The organism is Neobacillus sp. 19 (genome assembly GCF_049463095.1).
In the GTDB taxonomy this organism is placed as follows: domain Bacteria; phylum Bacillota; class Bacilli; order Bacillales; family Cytobacillaceae; genus Neobacillus.
On the sequence record NZ_JBMPZU010000033.1, the window covers coordinates 56,314 to 71,351 of the forward strand.

At 39.9% G+C, this 15,038-nt stretch carries 15 protein-coding genes and 1 riboswitch; of the genes, 6 read left to right on the forward strand and 9 right to left on the reverse strand.

The window, feature by feature from the left end; genetic code table 11:
- The first annotated feature begins 731 nt into the window (after nucleotides 1-731).
- From ACO1D1_RS10930 to ACO1D1_RS10945, 4 genes are all read left to right on the forward strand, one after another.
- Nucleotides 732-1,463 carry a hypothetical protein gene (locus ACO1D1_RS10930; RefSeq protein ID WP_423335950.1) on the forward strand — a complete coding sequence of 244 codons (732 nt, stop codon included), beginning with the start codon at nucleotides 732-734 and terminating at the stop codon, nucleotides 1,461-1,463.
- A 380-nt stretch (nucleotides 1,464-1,843) separates the two neighbouring features.
- Nucleotides 1,844-2,299, forward strand: a complete 456-nt coding sequence (locus ACO1D1_RS10935) for an NUDIX hydrolase (protein ID WP_423335951.1) — start codon at nucleotides 1,844-1,846, stop codon at nucleotides 2,297-2,299.
- A gap of 19 nt (nucleotides 2,300-2,318) precedes the next feature.
- Nucleotides 2,319-3,560, forward strand: a complete 1,242-nt coding sequence (gene fabF / locus ACO1D1_RS10940; RefSeq protein ID WP_423335952.1) for a beta-ketoacyl-ACP synthase II — start codon at nucleotides 2,319-2,321, stop codon at nucleotides 3,558-3,560.
- Nucleotides 3,561-3,632: 72 nt separating this feature from the next.
- Nucleotides 3,633-3,710, forward strand: a riboswitch (ZMP/ZTP riboswitch).
- Between the two features lie 101 nt (nucleotides 3,711-3,811).
- Entirely contained in the window at nucleotides 3,812-5,011 is a 1,200-nt protein-coding gene (locus ACO1D1_RS10945) for a phosphoglycerate dehydrogenase (protein ID WP_423335953.1), read from the forward strand.
- Nucleotides 5,012-5,058: 47 nt separating this feature from the next.
- Here the strand turns inward: ACO1D1_RS10945 and ACO1D1_RS10950 are convergent, their stop codons facing one another.
- From ACO1D1_RS10950 to ACO1D1_RS10965, 4 genes are all read right to left on the reverse strand, one after another.
- Nucleotides 5,059-5,646: a 5' nucleotidase, NT5C type gene (locus ACO1D1_RS10950; protein ID WP_423335954.1), complete on the reverse strand. Its 588-nt coding sequence runs from the start codon at nucleotides 5,644-5,646 to the stop codon at nucleotides 5,059-5,061.
- A 92-nt stretch (nucleotides 5,647-5,738) separates the two neighbouring features.
- Nucleotides 5,739-6,827, reverse strand: coding sequence for a bifunctional diaminohydroxyphosphoribosylaminopyrimidine deaminase/5-amino-6-(5-phosphoribosylamino)uracil reductase RibD (gene ribD / locus ACO1D1_RS10955; protein WP_423335955.1), 1,089 nt, complete (start codon nucleotides 6,825-6,827; stop codon nucleotides 5,739-5,741).
- Nucleotides 6,828-6,908: 81 nt separating this feature from the next.
- Nucleotides 6,909-7,640, reverse strand: a complete 732-nt coding sequence (locus ACO1D1_RS10960; RefSeq protein WP_423335956.1) for a GTP cyclohydrolase II — start codon at nucleotides 7,638-7,640, stop codon at nucleotides 6,909-6,911.
- Nucleotides 7,641-7,690: 50 nt separating this feature from the next.
- Nucleotides 7,691-8,791, reverse strand: coding sequence for an FAD-dependent monooxygenase (locus ACO1D1_RS10965; protein WP_423335957.1), 1,101 nt, complete (start codon nucleotides 8,789-8,791; stop codon nucleotides 7,691-7,693).
- A gap of 192 nt (nucleotides 8,792-8,983) precedes the next feature.
- Between ACO1D1_RS10965 and ACO1D1_RS10970 the strand changes: the two genes are divergently transcribed.
- Entirely contained in the window at nucleotides 8,984-9,307 is a 324-nt protein-coding gene (locus ACO1D1_RS10970; RefSeq protein ID WP_423335958.1) for a winged helix-turn-helix transcriptional regulator, read from the forward strand.
- 49 nt (nucleotides 9,308-9,356) lie between these two features.
- Complete coding sequence (locus tag ACO1D1_RS10975) at nucleotides 9,357-9,803, forward strand: YaiI/YqxD family protein (protein WP_149868645.1); 447 nt, start codon at nucleotides 9,357-9,359, stop codon at nucleotides 9,801-9,803.
- 111 nt (nucleotides 9,804-9,914) lie between these two features.
- Here ACO1D1_RS10975 and ACO1D1_RS10980 read toward each other — a convergent pair whose 3' ends face one another.
- From ACO1D1_RS10980 to ACO1D1_RS11000, 5 genes are all read right to left on the reverse strand, one after another.
- The gene (locus tag ACO1D1_RS10980; protein ID WP_190284806.1) at nucleotides 9,915-10,091 is read right to left on the reverse strand and encodes an SE1832 family protein; all 177 of its coding nucleotides are present in this window, start codon (nucleotides 10,089-10,091) and stop codon (nucleotides 9,915-9,917) included.
- A 16-nt stretch (nucleotides 10,092-10,107) separates the two neighbouring features.
- Complete coding sequence (locus ACO1D1_RS10985) at nucleotides 10,108-11,556, reverse strand: L,D-transpeptidase family protein (protein WP_423335959.1); 1,449 nt, start codon at nucleotides 11,554-11,556, stop codon at nucleotides 10,108-10,110.
- A 355-nt stretch (nucleotides 11,557-11,911) separates the two neighbouring features.
- Nucleotides 11,912-12,163, reverse strand: coding sequence for a DUF2535 family protein (locus tag ACO1D1_RS10990; RefSeq protein ID WP_423335960.1), 252 nt, complete (start codon nucleotides 12,161-12,163; stop codon nucleotides 11,912-11,914).
- Between the two features lie 161 nt (nucleotides 12,164-12,324).
- Nucleotides 12,325-13,452, reverse strand: a complete 1,128-nt coding sequence (gene nspC, locus ACO1D1_RS10995) for a carboxynorspermidine decarboxylase (protein WP_423335961.1) — start codon at nucleotides 13,450-13,452, stop codon at nucleotides 12,325-12,327.
- A 1-nt stretch (nucleotide 13,453) separates the two neighbouring features.
- A complete protein-coding gene (locus tag ACO1D1_RS11000; protein WP_423335962.1) occupies nucleotides 13,454-14,692 on the reverse strand; it encodes a saccharopine dehydrogenase family protein in 1,239 nt (412 codons plus the stop codon).
- Between the last annotated feature and the right edge of the window lie 346 nt (nucleotides 14,693-15,038).

Here is a 15,038-nt window from a genome sequence, read left to right on the forward strand (position 1 = left end):
ACATCTGGATTTCGGCTAAAAAATTCGCGTAACCCCTACGTAGACCTCTTCTACATCGGGATTTGAGCTTAAAAATTTGCCAAACACCTACGTCGACAGGTTCTACTTCGACGTTCGTACCTAAAATTCACTCAAACATAGAAGTAGACGGGTTCTACTTCGACGTTCGTACCTAAAATTCACTCAAACATAGAAGTAGACGGGTTCTACTTCTACGTTCGTACCAAAATTCACTCAAACATCGAAGTAGAAGGGTTCTACTTCGACGTTCGTACCCAAAATTTACTCAAACATCCCAGTAGACGAGTTCTATTTCGACGTTCGTACCTAAAATTCACTTAAACATCCAAGTAGACGGGTTCTACTTCGATGTTAAGGCCCAAAATCCACGGAAACCTCTATGTAACCATGCACCCACTATGTCGCAATCGGCTCATTTAACGACCAAATAATAAACGATAAAAAAGCGAATTCCTTTTATCAAGGAAGTCGCTTTTTTGCACTTTCCCGATTGCTAATGAAATGGTTTCAAGCGAAGTAATTAGAGTGAAAGAAAAACCATTTGAATGAAACTTAAATAAATGTACATACGTATGAAAGGATGGTATGTACATTTGGTACATTTGGAAAAATCTATTAACTGGTTTGATTTGGGCAATTTTTAGAAAACGTATAGCTTCTTGATCATTCCAATTTAATTAAAATCTAAGAACTAAAGCGGAGGCACTTACATGATTCAATATATTATTGACGGGTCACAAAAAGGTTTAATGGTCGGAGCAGGAATAGTAGAAATTAATAGTTATGGTTTCTTTAAGCCCTACAGCTTCTCAAATTATCACATTGCTGCCAGTGGATTATTATCTGAAATATTTGCTGTAGAGTGTAGTATTAAATTAATTCAAAAATATGACGAAAAAATAACTACAAGTATTCGTATGTTTACTGATAATGATATGGTAGTTAAATTATTTAATAAGGATATAGAAAATGGAAAGCTTTCGTCGGATGCTTATATTGCAAGTATTCAAGCTCAAATTCATATATTAAATAAATTGTGTGATTTTAGTATTCGGCGTGCCCAAAGCGAACATGAACATTTGTGCAAAATTGCCCATAAATTAAGCAGAGAATATTTATCTGATGTCCATAATAAAATCTTTTTGCCGGATGTAAAAGGTAGCCTTTCAGCAGCTGAAAAAGAAAATATAGAGATTAAGAAAAAAATTAATCTGGACATAAAACGTGTGAATAATACGTGGGCACTTTTAGCTAACGGAAGTGTGGTTGAAGAAAATACCAAGTTTTTAAAACTCATTGAGAATTTCATTTCTAAATATAAGACGAATCATGAGAAAACCACGGTGATCGACTTATCAGATAATATAAAAAAGATGCTAAAAGCGGTGAAAGGGAATGAAAAGGTGAATAGTATCCTGGACACTATAAATAAAGTAAGTTGAATAGTCATGCCTGCCCCCGCTGCATTAACGCTTTTCTACACGAGAAGGGGCAGGTACCTTTATTTAGAAATAATTATTCATCTTCCGTGTAGGCTTCCACAGTCGTGTCTCGGCACTCCCAGCATTCCGTCCGGTTCCGTTCCATGATCGATAATTCTTTTCCACAAGAAATGCAATTATCCATAAAAGATTCCCCTTTCAAGTGAAAATGTTTTATAAATATATGTGTATATATATACATTTATGCTAAAGAATGAGAAAATGTCATTTAAATTGGCCATTTATCTTTGTGATTTATAAGGTTAAAGGAGGGGAACCCGGGTAATTCCCGAATACATATAGAGAGCTGTTTAAAAAATGGAGATTTTTTGGAGGAGCAAATGGGCTATATTGAAGATTTACGGGAAATCATTGGAACCCGGCCAATTATTTTAGCAGGCGCAATGGTGGGTGTAATCGATGCCCATGGAAGAATATTATTACAGAAACGGCCCGAGGGGATCTGGGGGCTTCCAGGCGGCCTGTTAGAATTAGGTGAATCCGCAGAGGAAGCCGCAAGAAGGGAAGTTTTTGAAGAAACAGGGGTTGAAATTGGCCAGCTGCAGCTAGTCAATGTTTTCTCAGGCAAGCAGTATTTTAGAAAACTGGCAAATGGGGATGAATTCTATCCAGTGACCATTGCCTATATCTCAAAGGATATTAAAAATAGCACCATACAGATTGATGGGGAAGAAACGCTCGATGCAGGGTTCTTTGATATCGGGGAATTACCGGAGCAAACCAGTCCGTTAGTCAGGACAATGCTTCAACAATTTGCGGATTTTCTAAAAAAATAACAAACAGGAGAGAGCTTTTATGGGAAAACGAGTGGTGATTACGGGCATTGGAGCAGTTACGCCATTAGGCAATAATGCTCATACAACATGGGAAAACATTAAAAACGGGGTGTCAGGTATTGGCCCGGGCACTATTTTTGACACAGACAAAGTGGATATTAAAATAGCTGCAGAGGTAAAGGGATTTGTACCGGGAGAGTTCATGGATAAAAAAGAAGCGAGAAGAATGGGACGTTACAGCCAATTTGCGGTGGCCGCAACTAAAATGGCTATAGAAGATGCCGGGATTCATATTGGCAAGGATGTTCAACCTGAACGTGTCGGGGTATGGATTGGGTCGGGAATTGGCGGATTAGCTGAGTTTGAGGAACAGCACCGAAGATTTATTGAAAAAGGTCAAAGAAGGGTCAATCCGTTTACGATTCCTATGTTTATTCCGGACATGGCAGCAGGACAGGTTTCCATCGAAATAGGGGCGAAAGGAATCAACAATTGTTCGGTGACGGCATGTGCCTCTGGAGCCAATTCCATTGGTGATGCGTTAAGGGTTATTCAAAAAGGGGACGCAGACATGATGATTGCCGGTGGAACAGAAGCAACGATCACCGAGATGACCATCGCTGGATTTTCCAATATGACCGCTCTGTCAAAAAATCCAGATCCGAGCACAGCCAGCCGGCCATTCGATAAGAATCGGGATGGATTTGTGATCGGTGAAGGCGCGGGAATTGTTATATTGGAGGAGCTGGAACATGCCTTAGCTAGAGGAGCTAGAATTTATGGCGAGCTGATTGGGTATGGAGCTACAGGTGATGCCCATCATATTACAACACCGGCACCAGAGGGAGAAGGTGCCCAGCGTGCGATGAAATTGGCATTAGCCGATGCCGGAATCACCCCTGAACAAGTGGACTATATAAACGCACATGGTACATCTACCCATTATAATGATTTGTACGAAACGTTGGCGATCAAAGAGGTTTTCAAAGAACATGCCTATCAATTATCTGTCAGTTCGACAAAATCGATGACAGGGCATATGCTCGGGGCAACCGGTGCACTTGAGGCGATTATCTCGATTTTAGCTATTAAGGAAGGCGTAATCCCGCCAACCATTAATTACGAAACGCCAGATGAAGAACTTGATTTAGATTATGTACCGAATGAAGCAAGGAAGAAGGATATACAGGTCGTTTTATCCAATTCATTAGGATTCGGCGGCCATAATGTTACATTGGTTTTTAAAAAGTTTTTAATATAAAACCAAACGCCAACAAAATTTAAATTTTAACTTGAAACATATCAGAAAATTTGATAAAGTAAAACAAATGAAAAGGCTGTGTGTGACTGGCGAACGCGGATAACCGTGAGGGAGCACATAGTATCGGAGCCGTTCGCCTGGGCAGAGGTAAGGGATGTAAATCCCTTACCTCTTTCTGCTTTTTTGGAGGGAAATATTCATTTTTTAATAGGAATTTGAAAATAAACTTTTACAAAAAAGGGGTATATAGGATGAGCACACTCGTTTCAGAAAAAGTAAAAACAATTAAAACGTTAAATAATATTGCAGAAAGCGGGCTAAAGGTATTAAATCAGGATCAATTTTCGGTCGACAATAACAGCGAGAATCCCGATGCCATTGTGGTTCGCAGTTTTAATATGCATACATTTGAATTCGGAAACAATTTAAAAGCAATCGCACGGGCAGGTGCTGGTGTCAATAATATTCCTGTCGACCAATGCACCGAGCAAGGAATTGTTGTTTTTAATACGCCCGGGGCAAATGCAAACGCAGTAAAAGAGATGGTCCTAACGTCATTAATGGCTTTATCCCGTAACCTTTTTGCAGGCGTGGCATGGACAAAGACGTTAGACGGTGAGGGCGAACAAGTATCAAAGCTAGTTGAAGCGGGAAAAAAGAAATTTGTTGGGAAAGAAATTAAAGGGAAAACCCTTGGTGTAATCGGATTAGGGGCGATCGGAGCACTTGTAGCAAACGATGCGCTCGATTTGGATATGGATGTCATCGGGTTTGATCCATTTATCTCTGTTGATACAGCCTGGAACTTATCCCGTAATGTACAGCGGGCGATGTCGCTTGAGCAATTGTTTGCTGAGTCTGACTATATTACGGTCCACGTTCCATTAACGAATGACACAAAGGGAATGTTTAATAAAAATACATTTAGCATCATGAAGCCGGGCGTTTATATTTTGAACTTCTCACGCGGGGAGCTAGTGAACGAAATCGATATGGCGGTTGCACTTGAAGATGGAATCGTAGGGAAGTATATGACGGATTTTCCGAATGAAAATGTACTAAAAATGAAAAATACAATCTGCACTCCGCATCTCGGGGCCTCAACTACAGAATCAGAGGAAAACTGTGCGATTATGGCGGCTCGTCAGGTCAAGGAATTTTTGGGAACAGGAAACATCAAAAACTCAGTGAATTTTCCCAATGTTTCCCTTCCCTATACAGGAAAGCAGCGCGTTGCCGCTTTCCACCAAAACGTACCAAACATGGTTGGTCAGATCACTTCGACTGTATCAAGCTACCATTTAAACATCGCTGACATGGTGAACAGAAGCCGTGGGGAATATGCCTATACGATGATTGATATTGACGATAAAATAAACGGTGACATTATTCCCGGTCTAGTGGAAAAAATCGGCCAAATCGACGGCATCGTAACAGCTCGGATAATTTAAAGAAGCAAGGGAAAGTTCCCTTGCTTCTTTGTTTAACCCACTAGGAGTCAGATGCCTTTACTCGACAAACTTTTAGTGGTACCAGCCACCGTCCATTCCGTCCAATCTTTTACCCGTGGCATGTTTACGTGCCGGTTATATGATTGGTCCTTTAGATAGACCTTTATTGGCTGCTCGGATAAAGTATCCAAAATATCCGGCTTGTCGTCAAAGTAATAATCCAAATCTAATTCCTTAATAATGTTCACTTTTTCGTGATCCTTCATCCCGCAGAAGAATCGTTCATCATAAACTGGAAACCCTTGTTCAACTAACCATTTCTTCGTGCGCTCCCCATGCTCCTGATTCCTTGCCGTGATATAAAAAATTTCATGGCCCAGCTTATCAAGCTCCTGCAGCAGTTCGACTGCTCCTGGAAAAGCAGGACAATCGTTGTAATAAATATCCTCTAAGGTACTGTTCCACATCTGTTTGCCTTCTTCAGCTGTCATCCCGAATGGCTCATGAATCTCGACTGTTTTTAATGCTTGAAAAATGTCGAGACCTAGCTCCTGGTCTAGTTTTTGATTATAAAGATGAAAGGCATACTCTCTTAAATTAATCAGTGTATCATCAATATCGAAACCAAATCTCATCTAAACACCTCTTTCAGAAAAAAATGGACAGCGCCTAAGCTAAGCGCCCTCCATTTTGAAAATTGTCTAGCTCCAGGCGTCTTCCGCTTTTCTTAGTAAATTGGATACCCAATAAATTTATAGTCTTTTCCAATTGGTGTGACGGTTAGGTTGGCTAGTTCAACCGCATCACTCATGTTTTCAATCCCTGTACCCTCTAAAAAAGTTAGGGCATTCTTTCCACCGACTAATTTAGGAGCGATATAGAGAACCACTTTATCTACTAAATGATTTTCTAATAGGGAGGCACTAATGGTTCCGCCGCCTTCAATTAAAACCGAAGAAACAAGCTTTTCTCCAAGGATATTCATAACATCAGATGCATGAACCGTATTTAAGCCGCTCGTTACAAAAATGGAAATCCCGTTATCCTCTAAGATTTTCCGTTTATCTTTGTCATAATTTTCACTAGTGAAAATCCAAGTTTCTGCCTTTTTATCGGTAACCACCTTAGATTCTAATGGAATTCTTAGTGTAGAGTCCAAAATCACGCGGATTGGGTTCCGCCCATTCGGTATTCTCGAAGTCAGTTCAGGATCATCATGAATAACCGTATTCACCCCGACCAGAATCGCCATATTCTCACTTCGCAGCTGATGGACATCCTGCCTCGCCTCAGCAGACGTAATCCACTTGCTGCTGGCTGTATGGGTCGCGATTTTGCCATCTAGAGTGGTTGCTGCTTTTAAGGTGACAAATGGTCTTTTCTCCACAATAAATTTATTGAAAACTTCATTCATCCGGCTTGATTCTTCTTCACAAACCCCGATTGTGACTTCTATTCCAGCGTCTTTGAGGATTTTTACCCCGTTTCCTGCTACGACTGGGTTCGGATCCAGTGTCGCGATAACTACTTTTTTAATTCCGGCCTCTACCAGTGCAACGGCACATGGACCTGTTCTGCCATGGTGGGAACAAGGCTCAAGCGTCACATAAGCAGTTCCGCCATTGGCGTGGTCTCCTGCCATACGAAGGGCATGGATTTCAGCATGTGGTTCTCCAGCTTTTAAATGGGCCCCAACCCCGACGATTCGGTTGTCGTTCACAATCACAGCCCCAACAAGCGGATTCGGATCCGTCTGACCTTTCATGGCTTGGGCATTTTTCAATGCCAGCTGCATATAAAATTCATCATTCATCATAGCGCTATAATCCTCCTGCTATACTAGATGGAGCTTTGCATCATCTAATTTATCATCCCAGCTTTTCTTTTGAAAAAACAGCTACGCCATATGACCTGATTTTCTTACTTTTGTCTGTAAGTATTTCTCGTTGTACTCGGAGATATCCCCCCATAATGGAGTCCGCCCGGAGACCGGCGCACCTGCTGCTTTCAACGCTTTTAGTTTTTTTGGATTGTTGGTAATCAGTGTGACAGGCTTTGATCGTAATGCTTTAAGAACCTCGATTGCTTCGTCGTAGTTACGGCTGTCATCAGCAAAACCAAGTCCCTCATTCGCCTCAACTGTATCGTATCCATTTTCTTGAAGAATATAGGCCATTGCCTTGCTAAACAAGCCAATTCCTCTGCCTTCATGATTGGCTAAATAAAATAATGCACCTGTCCCGTGCTCGGCAATCATTTTCATGGATTGTTTAAGCTGAAACCCGCAATCACAGCGTTTGCTTCCAAAGATATCCCCAGTATGACAGATGGAGTGCATACGAATCAATGCATCCTCTCCAAATTCAAAATCCCCATAAACGAGGACACTTGATTGTTGGAGGTCTGCTAGATTTGCAGACGATAATTGATCAATTACTTGTTGGAAATCCTCGGTTACATTTTCGCTCTTCAACCAGCTATACCACTTAAATTCAACTGTTTTACCGTATAAATTGACTGGCAGCTTGATTGGTCCAACAAGGTAAATGGCTTCTTCGCCTTTTTTGATTAACTTTATTTTATCCTCTAATAAAGAGAGAACATCTGATTTTAATTGAACTTGTGCCATAATTCATTCCTCCAAAGGGATATTTTTATAGTGGTTCCTTACCGTTTTAATTAAGAGAGAACTGGAATCGTAAAATTTTTCTGATAAGTTTCTTCTTTTACCATCTGCTGTTTCTGTAATTTCTCTGTGTGATCCCGACGAACAAGTTCTAATTTTCTTAATTGGGCAGTACTCACATCTTGTTTGTCTAGTGCCTCGATAATGACATCTGCCAGAATATCTGCATCTAAAAGAGCACAATTGATGCCAAAGGCACCTGTTGGACTCATTGTATGGGCTGCATCTCCGAAAATGACGACTCCATCCTTTGCCCATGCCGGACATTGACAGCTTTGCACTTTTAATAAAATAAAATCATTCCAAGATTGGATGTGCTGACGAACGGTTTCCGTTAACTCTGGAAAAGCCGTAATCACTTGCTCAATAAACGGTGCAAAGGATTGCTTTTTCAATGTTGGAAAGGAATCTTCTTCAATATTCCAGCCTATCTGTATGAATCCGCCCGCCTGGGTAAATAAAGCAAGCTGCTTACCGTCGACCAATGTATTTTTAATGGTTGGCTCCCAATCTTTCGGGCTTGGAATTTTCGCCCACAGCAAGTCATAGCCATGTTTTATGGTCGTGAAGGGCATCTCGGCAAGCTTTCTGACCGTTGAAAAACGGCCATCTGCACCAACAACAATCTTGCATCTGATGATCACTTCTTCATCGCCCTTTAAAGCTTTTAGACCATTAACACGGCCATTTTTAGTGAATAAAAGCTCAGTTACTTTTGTCCCCATCATAAGATTGTAATCCTTATAGGGTTTAGATTGCTGAATCAGCACATTTAATAAATTCCTTTGCGGGACATGGATACCGACATGCTGTTCACCATCAGCCGGTGTGATCGTCTTTATTACGTTTCCGTGATGCCAATATTCAACTCGTTCCATTAATAGCATCCCGGCTTGTTTTACTTGATCAATCAAATTATATTTTTTTAAAACGTGTTCTCCGTCCTGATTGAGATGTTCACCGCGAAATTCTTTGTCAATTCCCGCGTGACGTTCGAGAACAATCGTTGATATACCATTTTTCGCAAGCAAATATCCTAGTAATGCGCCGCCTGGACCGGCACCAACAATACAAACATCTGCTTCAAGATTCATGTTTTAGGACCACCTTGTTGGATCTCGTGATATCCGAGAATGTCTTTTGACTAGTAATAATGAAATTTATAGTTACTTACTTTATGTAACTAATTATATTTTTAAAACTTACTTGTGTCAAACTATTTTATTGTGTATTGTAATTATATTGGTATTTGTAATATGATAATATATTATTAGGAGGGGAGAACCATGAATCAACCTGAAATTTGTCCTCGATTCGAAAAAGCGATGGTGATGTTGAGCCAACGCTGGACAGGTCTTGTCATTTATCAGCTGCTTACAGGGGCGAAACGCTTCTGTACTTTAGAATCTTCAATAGGAATAAGTGGAAGGGTTCTTTCGGAGCGGCTAAAAGATTTAGAAAATCAAGGAATCGTTAAACGCGAGGTATTCCCGGAAACACCAGTACGTATTGAATATTCCTTAACAGAAAAAGGGCTGGCCTTAAAGCCAATCATAAAAGAAATAGAAAATTGGTCTCAAATCTGGCTGCCAGTGGACGCAGATCAATAATGGGGGCAAGGGGACAGTCCCCTTGCTTCTTTTTATAGGAGTGAATAAGATGAAAATTTATGTTGATGCAGATGCGTGTCCAGTAAAAGATATTATTATCTCTGAAGGTACGAATGCGGGAATTCCTGTAGTCCTTGTAACAAGCTTTTCACATTTTTCTAATGCGGAACAACCATCAGGAGTGGAAACCATTTATGTTGATTCTGGGGCAGATGCGGCGGATTATCGGATTATGAAGTTAGCCAAAAAAGAAGACATAATTGTGACGCAGGATTATGGTCTGGCGTCGCTCGGCTTAGCAAAAGGGTGTTTAGTCCTCCATCATAAAGGATTTACTTATACAAATGAAAACATTGATCAATTATTACAAACACGTTATTTAAGTGCAATGGCTCGAAAAAGCGGAAAGCGTACAAAGGGGCCAAAACCTTTTACAACAGAGGATAGGGATCAATTTAGAGAGCTTTTTCAAAGAGCCATTTCTCGTTCCGAATAACCACAGGGCTTATGGGGGAAAATAAAAGCTTTTCAATCAAAAAAAGGTGCCTGCCCTCCAGTCAGTTAAAGCGTTAACGCAATGGGGTCAGGCACCTTTTTAAGGTAACAATTATTTTTTTCTTAATGTTTCATTAAGCATATGGAGTTCAGTCTCGATGTCTGCTAACTGTTTTTCTAAGGGAGATAGATTCCCTTTTACATTTTCTAATTTTTCTAAGTCATTCTGTAAGCGTACATATTCAAATTTTAATTCACGGATTTTATATTCAATTTCTTTTTTCTCCATTACTTTCTCCTTGTCGTTAGTAAATGACAACCGGGTCGTAAGTGCTGAGGTTATCATATACGCTTTTCATCAAACTAGGAGGCGTGTTGACGCAGCCGCCTGAACCTGCTGTTAAATAAGCAGTACTTGACCAATTTGTCCTCCAGCTGGCATCGTGGAACCCTTGGCCGCTGTTTGTAAACGGAGCCCAGTAATTTACCTTAACGGCATAATCGCCTTTACCTACTGCAGTGCCCTTAAGTGTGTACTGTTGGCGTTTATAGAGGATATACCACACTCCTGGTGTTGTATCTTCACCGGTGCTATGTTTGCCGGTCACTACATGCGTTGTAAGTGCCAATTTTCCATCTTTGTAAATCCAAATACGCTGTTCGGCAATGGATACTTCGGCATATGTGTCGCCAATGCCATTATTCGTTGTTGTTTCATAACCGATGCCTTCATTACTCCAGCCATTGCCGTAAATATTTGATGCAGGAATCGATTTTTCCCCTTTTTCAAAAGCCTCTTGAATCCGCGTTGTTTCTTTGTCAGCATCAATTGCCCAGCCATAGCCTTTTCCTTTTACTGTTATGACCGAGCCTGAGTGGGTTTTAAATGCAAAATCTTTATTTAATGTGGATTGAGAACGATTAATTTCATCCATCTTGTTCTTAATATCACTCTCAGTGATGGTAATCTTCATGTCTTTAGACACAGAGGCATTTTTAATTAATTCACTGGCATCTAATGAATAAACTTGATCCTGAACCTTATATTCAATCGTTTGTTGAAGGAGTTCACTCAGCTTTTTCTCTTCATTTTTCACAATTGAACTGTTTTCTTTGACGGGTTGAATGTAGACAGGCTTCAAATGAATGTTACTTTTAAAATCCTGCTTGTCGTAATCCTGCAATAGACTAGTGACATCATATTGTTCTCCATTCATACTTTTAGTGATAACAATCTTGCCCTGTTCCAGCTTCGCCTCAGCGTCTTGGGGAGCTTGTAAATGTTTATTCATGGATAAGAGCTTTTCTTTTACAAGCTTTTTCATCGTTTTGCTTCGATATTGATCCGCCTTTTCGGGTATCAGCAAATAATTTTTACCCTTTGAGGAAGGAAAAAATGTCCACTGGCTTTTTTGTGATTTTTTAACCTCATGCAAATCTTTATCAGTAAATCCCATCTTTGTGTCTTTTTCATCTAAAATGAGCTGTTGTCCGATATAGACTCTGTTTTGTAATTCAGCTGTTTTTAATTTTTTTATTGCCTGCTCAGCAGTCAGCCCGCCAATATTTGTATCATTAATCGTAATCTGCGAATTGAAGCGGGTTGCCTGATAATAACTAATTCCTCCAATTAGAAGCGCAATAATAATGATGATACCCGTCGAGAAAAGCTTCCAGTTTTTAAACCGTTTGGTAGATTTTACACGCCGTCTTTTATCAACTTCCCCAGCTGATTCAATTGCCTTGTTGTTCATAAACCTTCCCTCCGCCTACCTAATTACCTATTGTAAGACTGTCTACCGACTAATCTAGTGTTTTGGTAACAAAACCCTCGATTAGTTTACCTTATAATGCTTAAATAATCACTATTATTTTACTAGACTGTATGGCACAGATATTACCATTATTTGAATTAAGTTTGAGATGATAGGATTAATATATTCCTAGTTTACCATCTTCAGTAAAGATTTGGAAATGAAACTACTTTCCTATATTAGGTGGTTAATTTGACCTGAAAATATGGGGAGAATTCACAAATATGGCGGGATTCAGGCATCATTTTCGAGGATTAAAATAGGTGCCTGACTCCCAGTGTTTTGGTGAAGGTGATTAAGCTCTATTTTCAATCTCCTGAGCACTAAATAAATCCTTGAAATCAGACCCGTTCATTTTTCGTTTTAAATAATCACGAAAGGAATAGCAGCTTTTTTCTTGTGGATGAGTGTAAATGTATGAAACAAAGATTTGCAGCCGAACTTGAATCATAAAATAATAACGATTATTTATGGCTAATACAGGGATGTCGATTACTTTAATTTTTTGTCCAACAACATTTTTGAACTCTAGACTTTTACATAACAAAATATCATCTTCTTTTTCCGTTTTCTTTATAGTATAAACTATTTTTTATTAAAATTTATCTAAATATTAAGTGTTCAAAAATAATTCAGACTCTTTATCTTAAAGCGAGGGGACAGGCCAAGTGTTTCAGTTGAAACACTTGGCCTGTCCCCATGTCATACTCAAGCAAGTCTCATCTTAAAATCTTGATAGCCAAATTGGTGAACAATCCGGCAATCTCCATCTTTAGCTTGTATAGCGATGGCTGGTAATGGCATGCCGTTGAAAGTCGTGTTTTTGACCATCGTATAGATCGCCATATCACCAAAAACTAAACGGTCGCCGCTCTTTAATGGCTGATCGAAAGAATAATCTCCGATGACGTCGCCTGTAAGACAGGTTTGCCCGCCAAGTCGATAGGTGAATGGTTTCTCGCCTGCTTCACCTGATCCAAGAAGTGGAGGACGATAAGGCATTTCCAGCACATCTGGCATATGGCAGGTGGCAGATGTATCAAGAATTGCAATATCCATTCCGTTTTGATGTAAATCAAGTACGGATGTAATGAGATAACCTGCATTAAGGGCGATTGCTTCTCCAGGCTCAAGATAAACTTCTAAATTATATTTCTCCTGCATTCTCTTAATACAAGCTTCTAATCTCGGAATATCGTAATCTTCCCTTGTGATGTGGTGACCGCCGCCGAAATTGATCCATTCCATTTGTGGCAGCCATTCTCCAAACCTTTCTTCAACCGCATTAAGTGTGGTTTCCAAGTCATCAGAGTTTTGCTGACAGAGTGTGTGGAAATGCAAACCTGAAACACCTTCAAGCAATTCGGGACGGAAATGCTCACGGGTTACACCGAATCGAGAACCTGGTGAACACGGGTCATAAATCGCATGGCCAATTTGTGTTGAGCATTCAGGATTGATGCGCAGGCCAACTTTCCTGCCGGCTTTAAGAGCTTTAGCTTTAAATTTTTCTAGCTGTGAAAAAGAATTAAAGATAATATGATCGCAAATCGAGATAATTTCATCGATTTCATCTTCACGGTAGGCAGGGGCAAAGACGTGATTCTCTTTGCCCATTTCTTCGTAACCTAGACGTGCCTCAAATAATCCACTTGCGGTAGTACCACTTAAATATTTTCCAATGAGGGGATACATTGTTGTCATAGAAAATGCCTTTTGTGCCAAAACAATCTTAGCTCCTGTACGCTGCATAACACCGTTAAGGATTTTTAGATTTCTTTCGACGAGACTTTCATCGACGACATAACATGGTGTTGGTAATTCTTCAAACCGCATTTTATTTAATTAGCTCCGCTTCTTTTTTTTGAGCAGGTTCATCGTCAACAAGAACTGGATTAAAATCTTCTACCCATGGCAGTCCCCATTTGTTTAACTCTTCCATGAATGGATCTGGATCAAATTCTTCAATATTGTATACGCCAGCTTTGTTCCATTTACCGGTCATGATCATCGCTGCACCGATCATGGCAGGTACACCTGTTGTATAAGAAACGGCTTGAGAGCCAACTTCCTTATAGCACTCTTGGTGGTCACATACATTGTATACATAATAGGTTTTTTCTTTTCCGTCCTTTTTCCCTCTGAAAATACAGCCGATGTTTGTTTTGCCAACTGTACGAGGTCCTAGCGTTGCCGGATCTGGTAATACTGCCTTCAAGAATTGAAGCGGGATGATTTGTTTTCCTTCGAATTCAATTGGTTCAATGGAAGTCATTCCTACATTTTCAAGGGCCTTAAGGTGAGTAAGATAGCTTTGGCCAAAAGTCATGAAGAAACGAATACGCTTAATCCCAGGGATATTTTGCGCAAGAGACTCAAGTTCTTCGTGGTATAGCAAGTACATATCTTTCTGACCAACTTCAGCAAAGTTATACTCACGCTTGATTTCCATTGGCTCCGTTTCAATCCATTCGCCGTTTTCCCAATAACGACCGTTGGCAGAAACTTCACGAATATTGATTTCAGGGTTGAAATTTGTGGCGAACGGATAGCCATGGTCGCCGCCATTACAGTCAAGGATGTCAATATATTCGATTTCATCAAAATAATGTTTTAACGCATAAGCAGAGAATACGCCAGTTACACCCGGGTCAAAGCCGCTGCCTAGAAGAGCAGTAATGCCGGCTTTTTCAAAACGCTCACGGTATTCCCATTGCCATTTGTATTCAAATTTAGCTGTATCTTCTGGCTCATAGTTTGCGGTATCCATATAGTGTGTTTTTGTTGCAAGACAAGCATCCATGATGGTTAGGTCTTGGTACGGTAACGCTAAATTCATCACAATATCAGGTTTTACTTCATTGATCAATGCGATTAACTCATCTACATTATCTGCATCCACTTGTGCAGTTGTAATTTTTGTTTTGCCGCCATCAAGTTTGGCTTTTAAATCATCACATTTTGATTTTGTCCGGCTTGCAATGCAGATTTCTTCAAATACCTCACTGTTTTGAACGCATTTGTGGACGGCAACGGATGCCACGCCGCCAGCACCAATAATAAGAGCTTTCCCCATGTTTTTGATCTCCTGACTTAATAGATTTTTTTAAAAAATTGCACAACAACAAAAAAAGCAAGTGTAAAACGCAAACCTGCGCACAACACTTGCTTTAGATATAATCATCAATATTAAAAAGAAGGTATATACATGACAAAAGCCCTAAGTATACATCTATCATAAAAGTCCTGGGACATTATGGCAGAAAGCTCTTTAATATTCAAAATATATCATTATAGGATCAGAGTCTATATAGCAAATAATTACTTTTACCACTCTTATTGACCGTTTCACAAGTTGTGTGCATTTGCACTGGTTGTAAAGTAACCAACTTATAAAATTTGAGCTTTTAACTCAATCAATA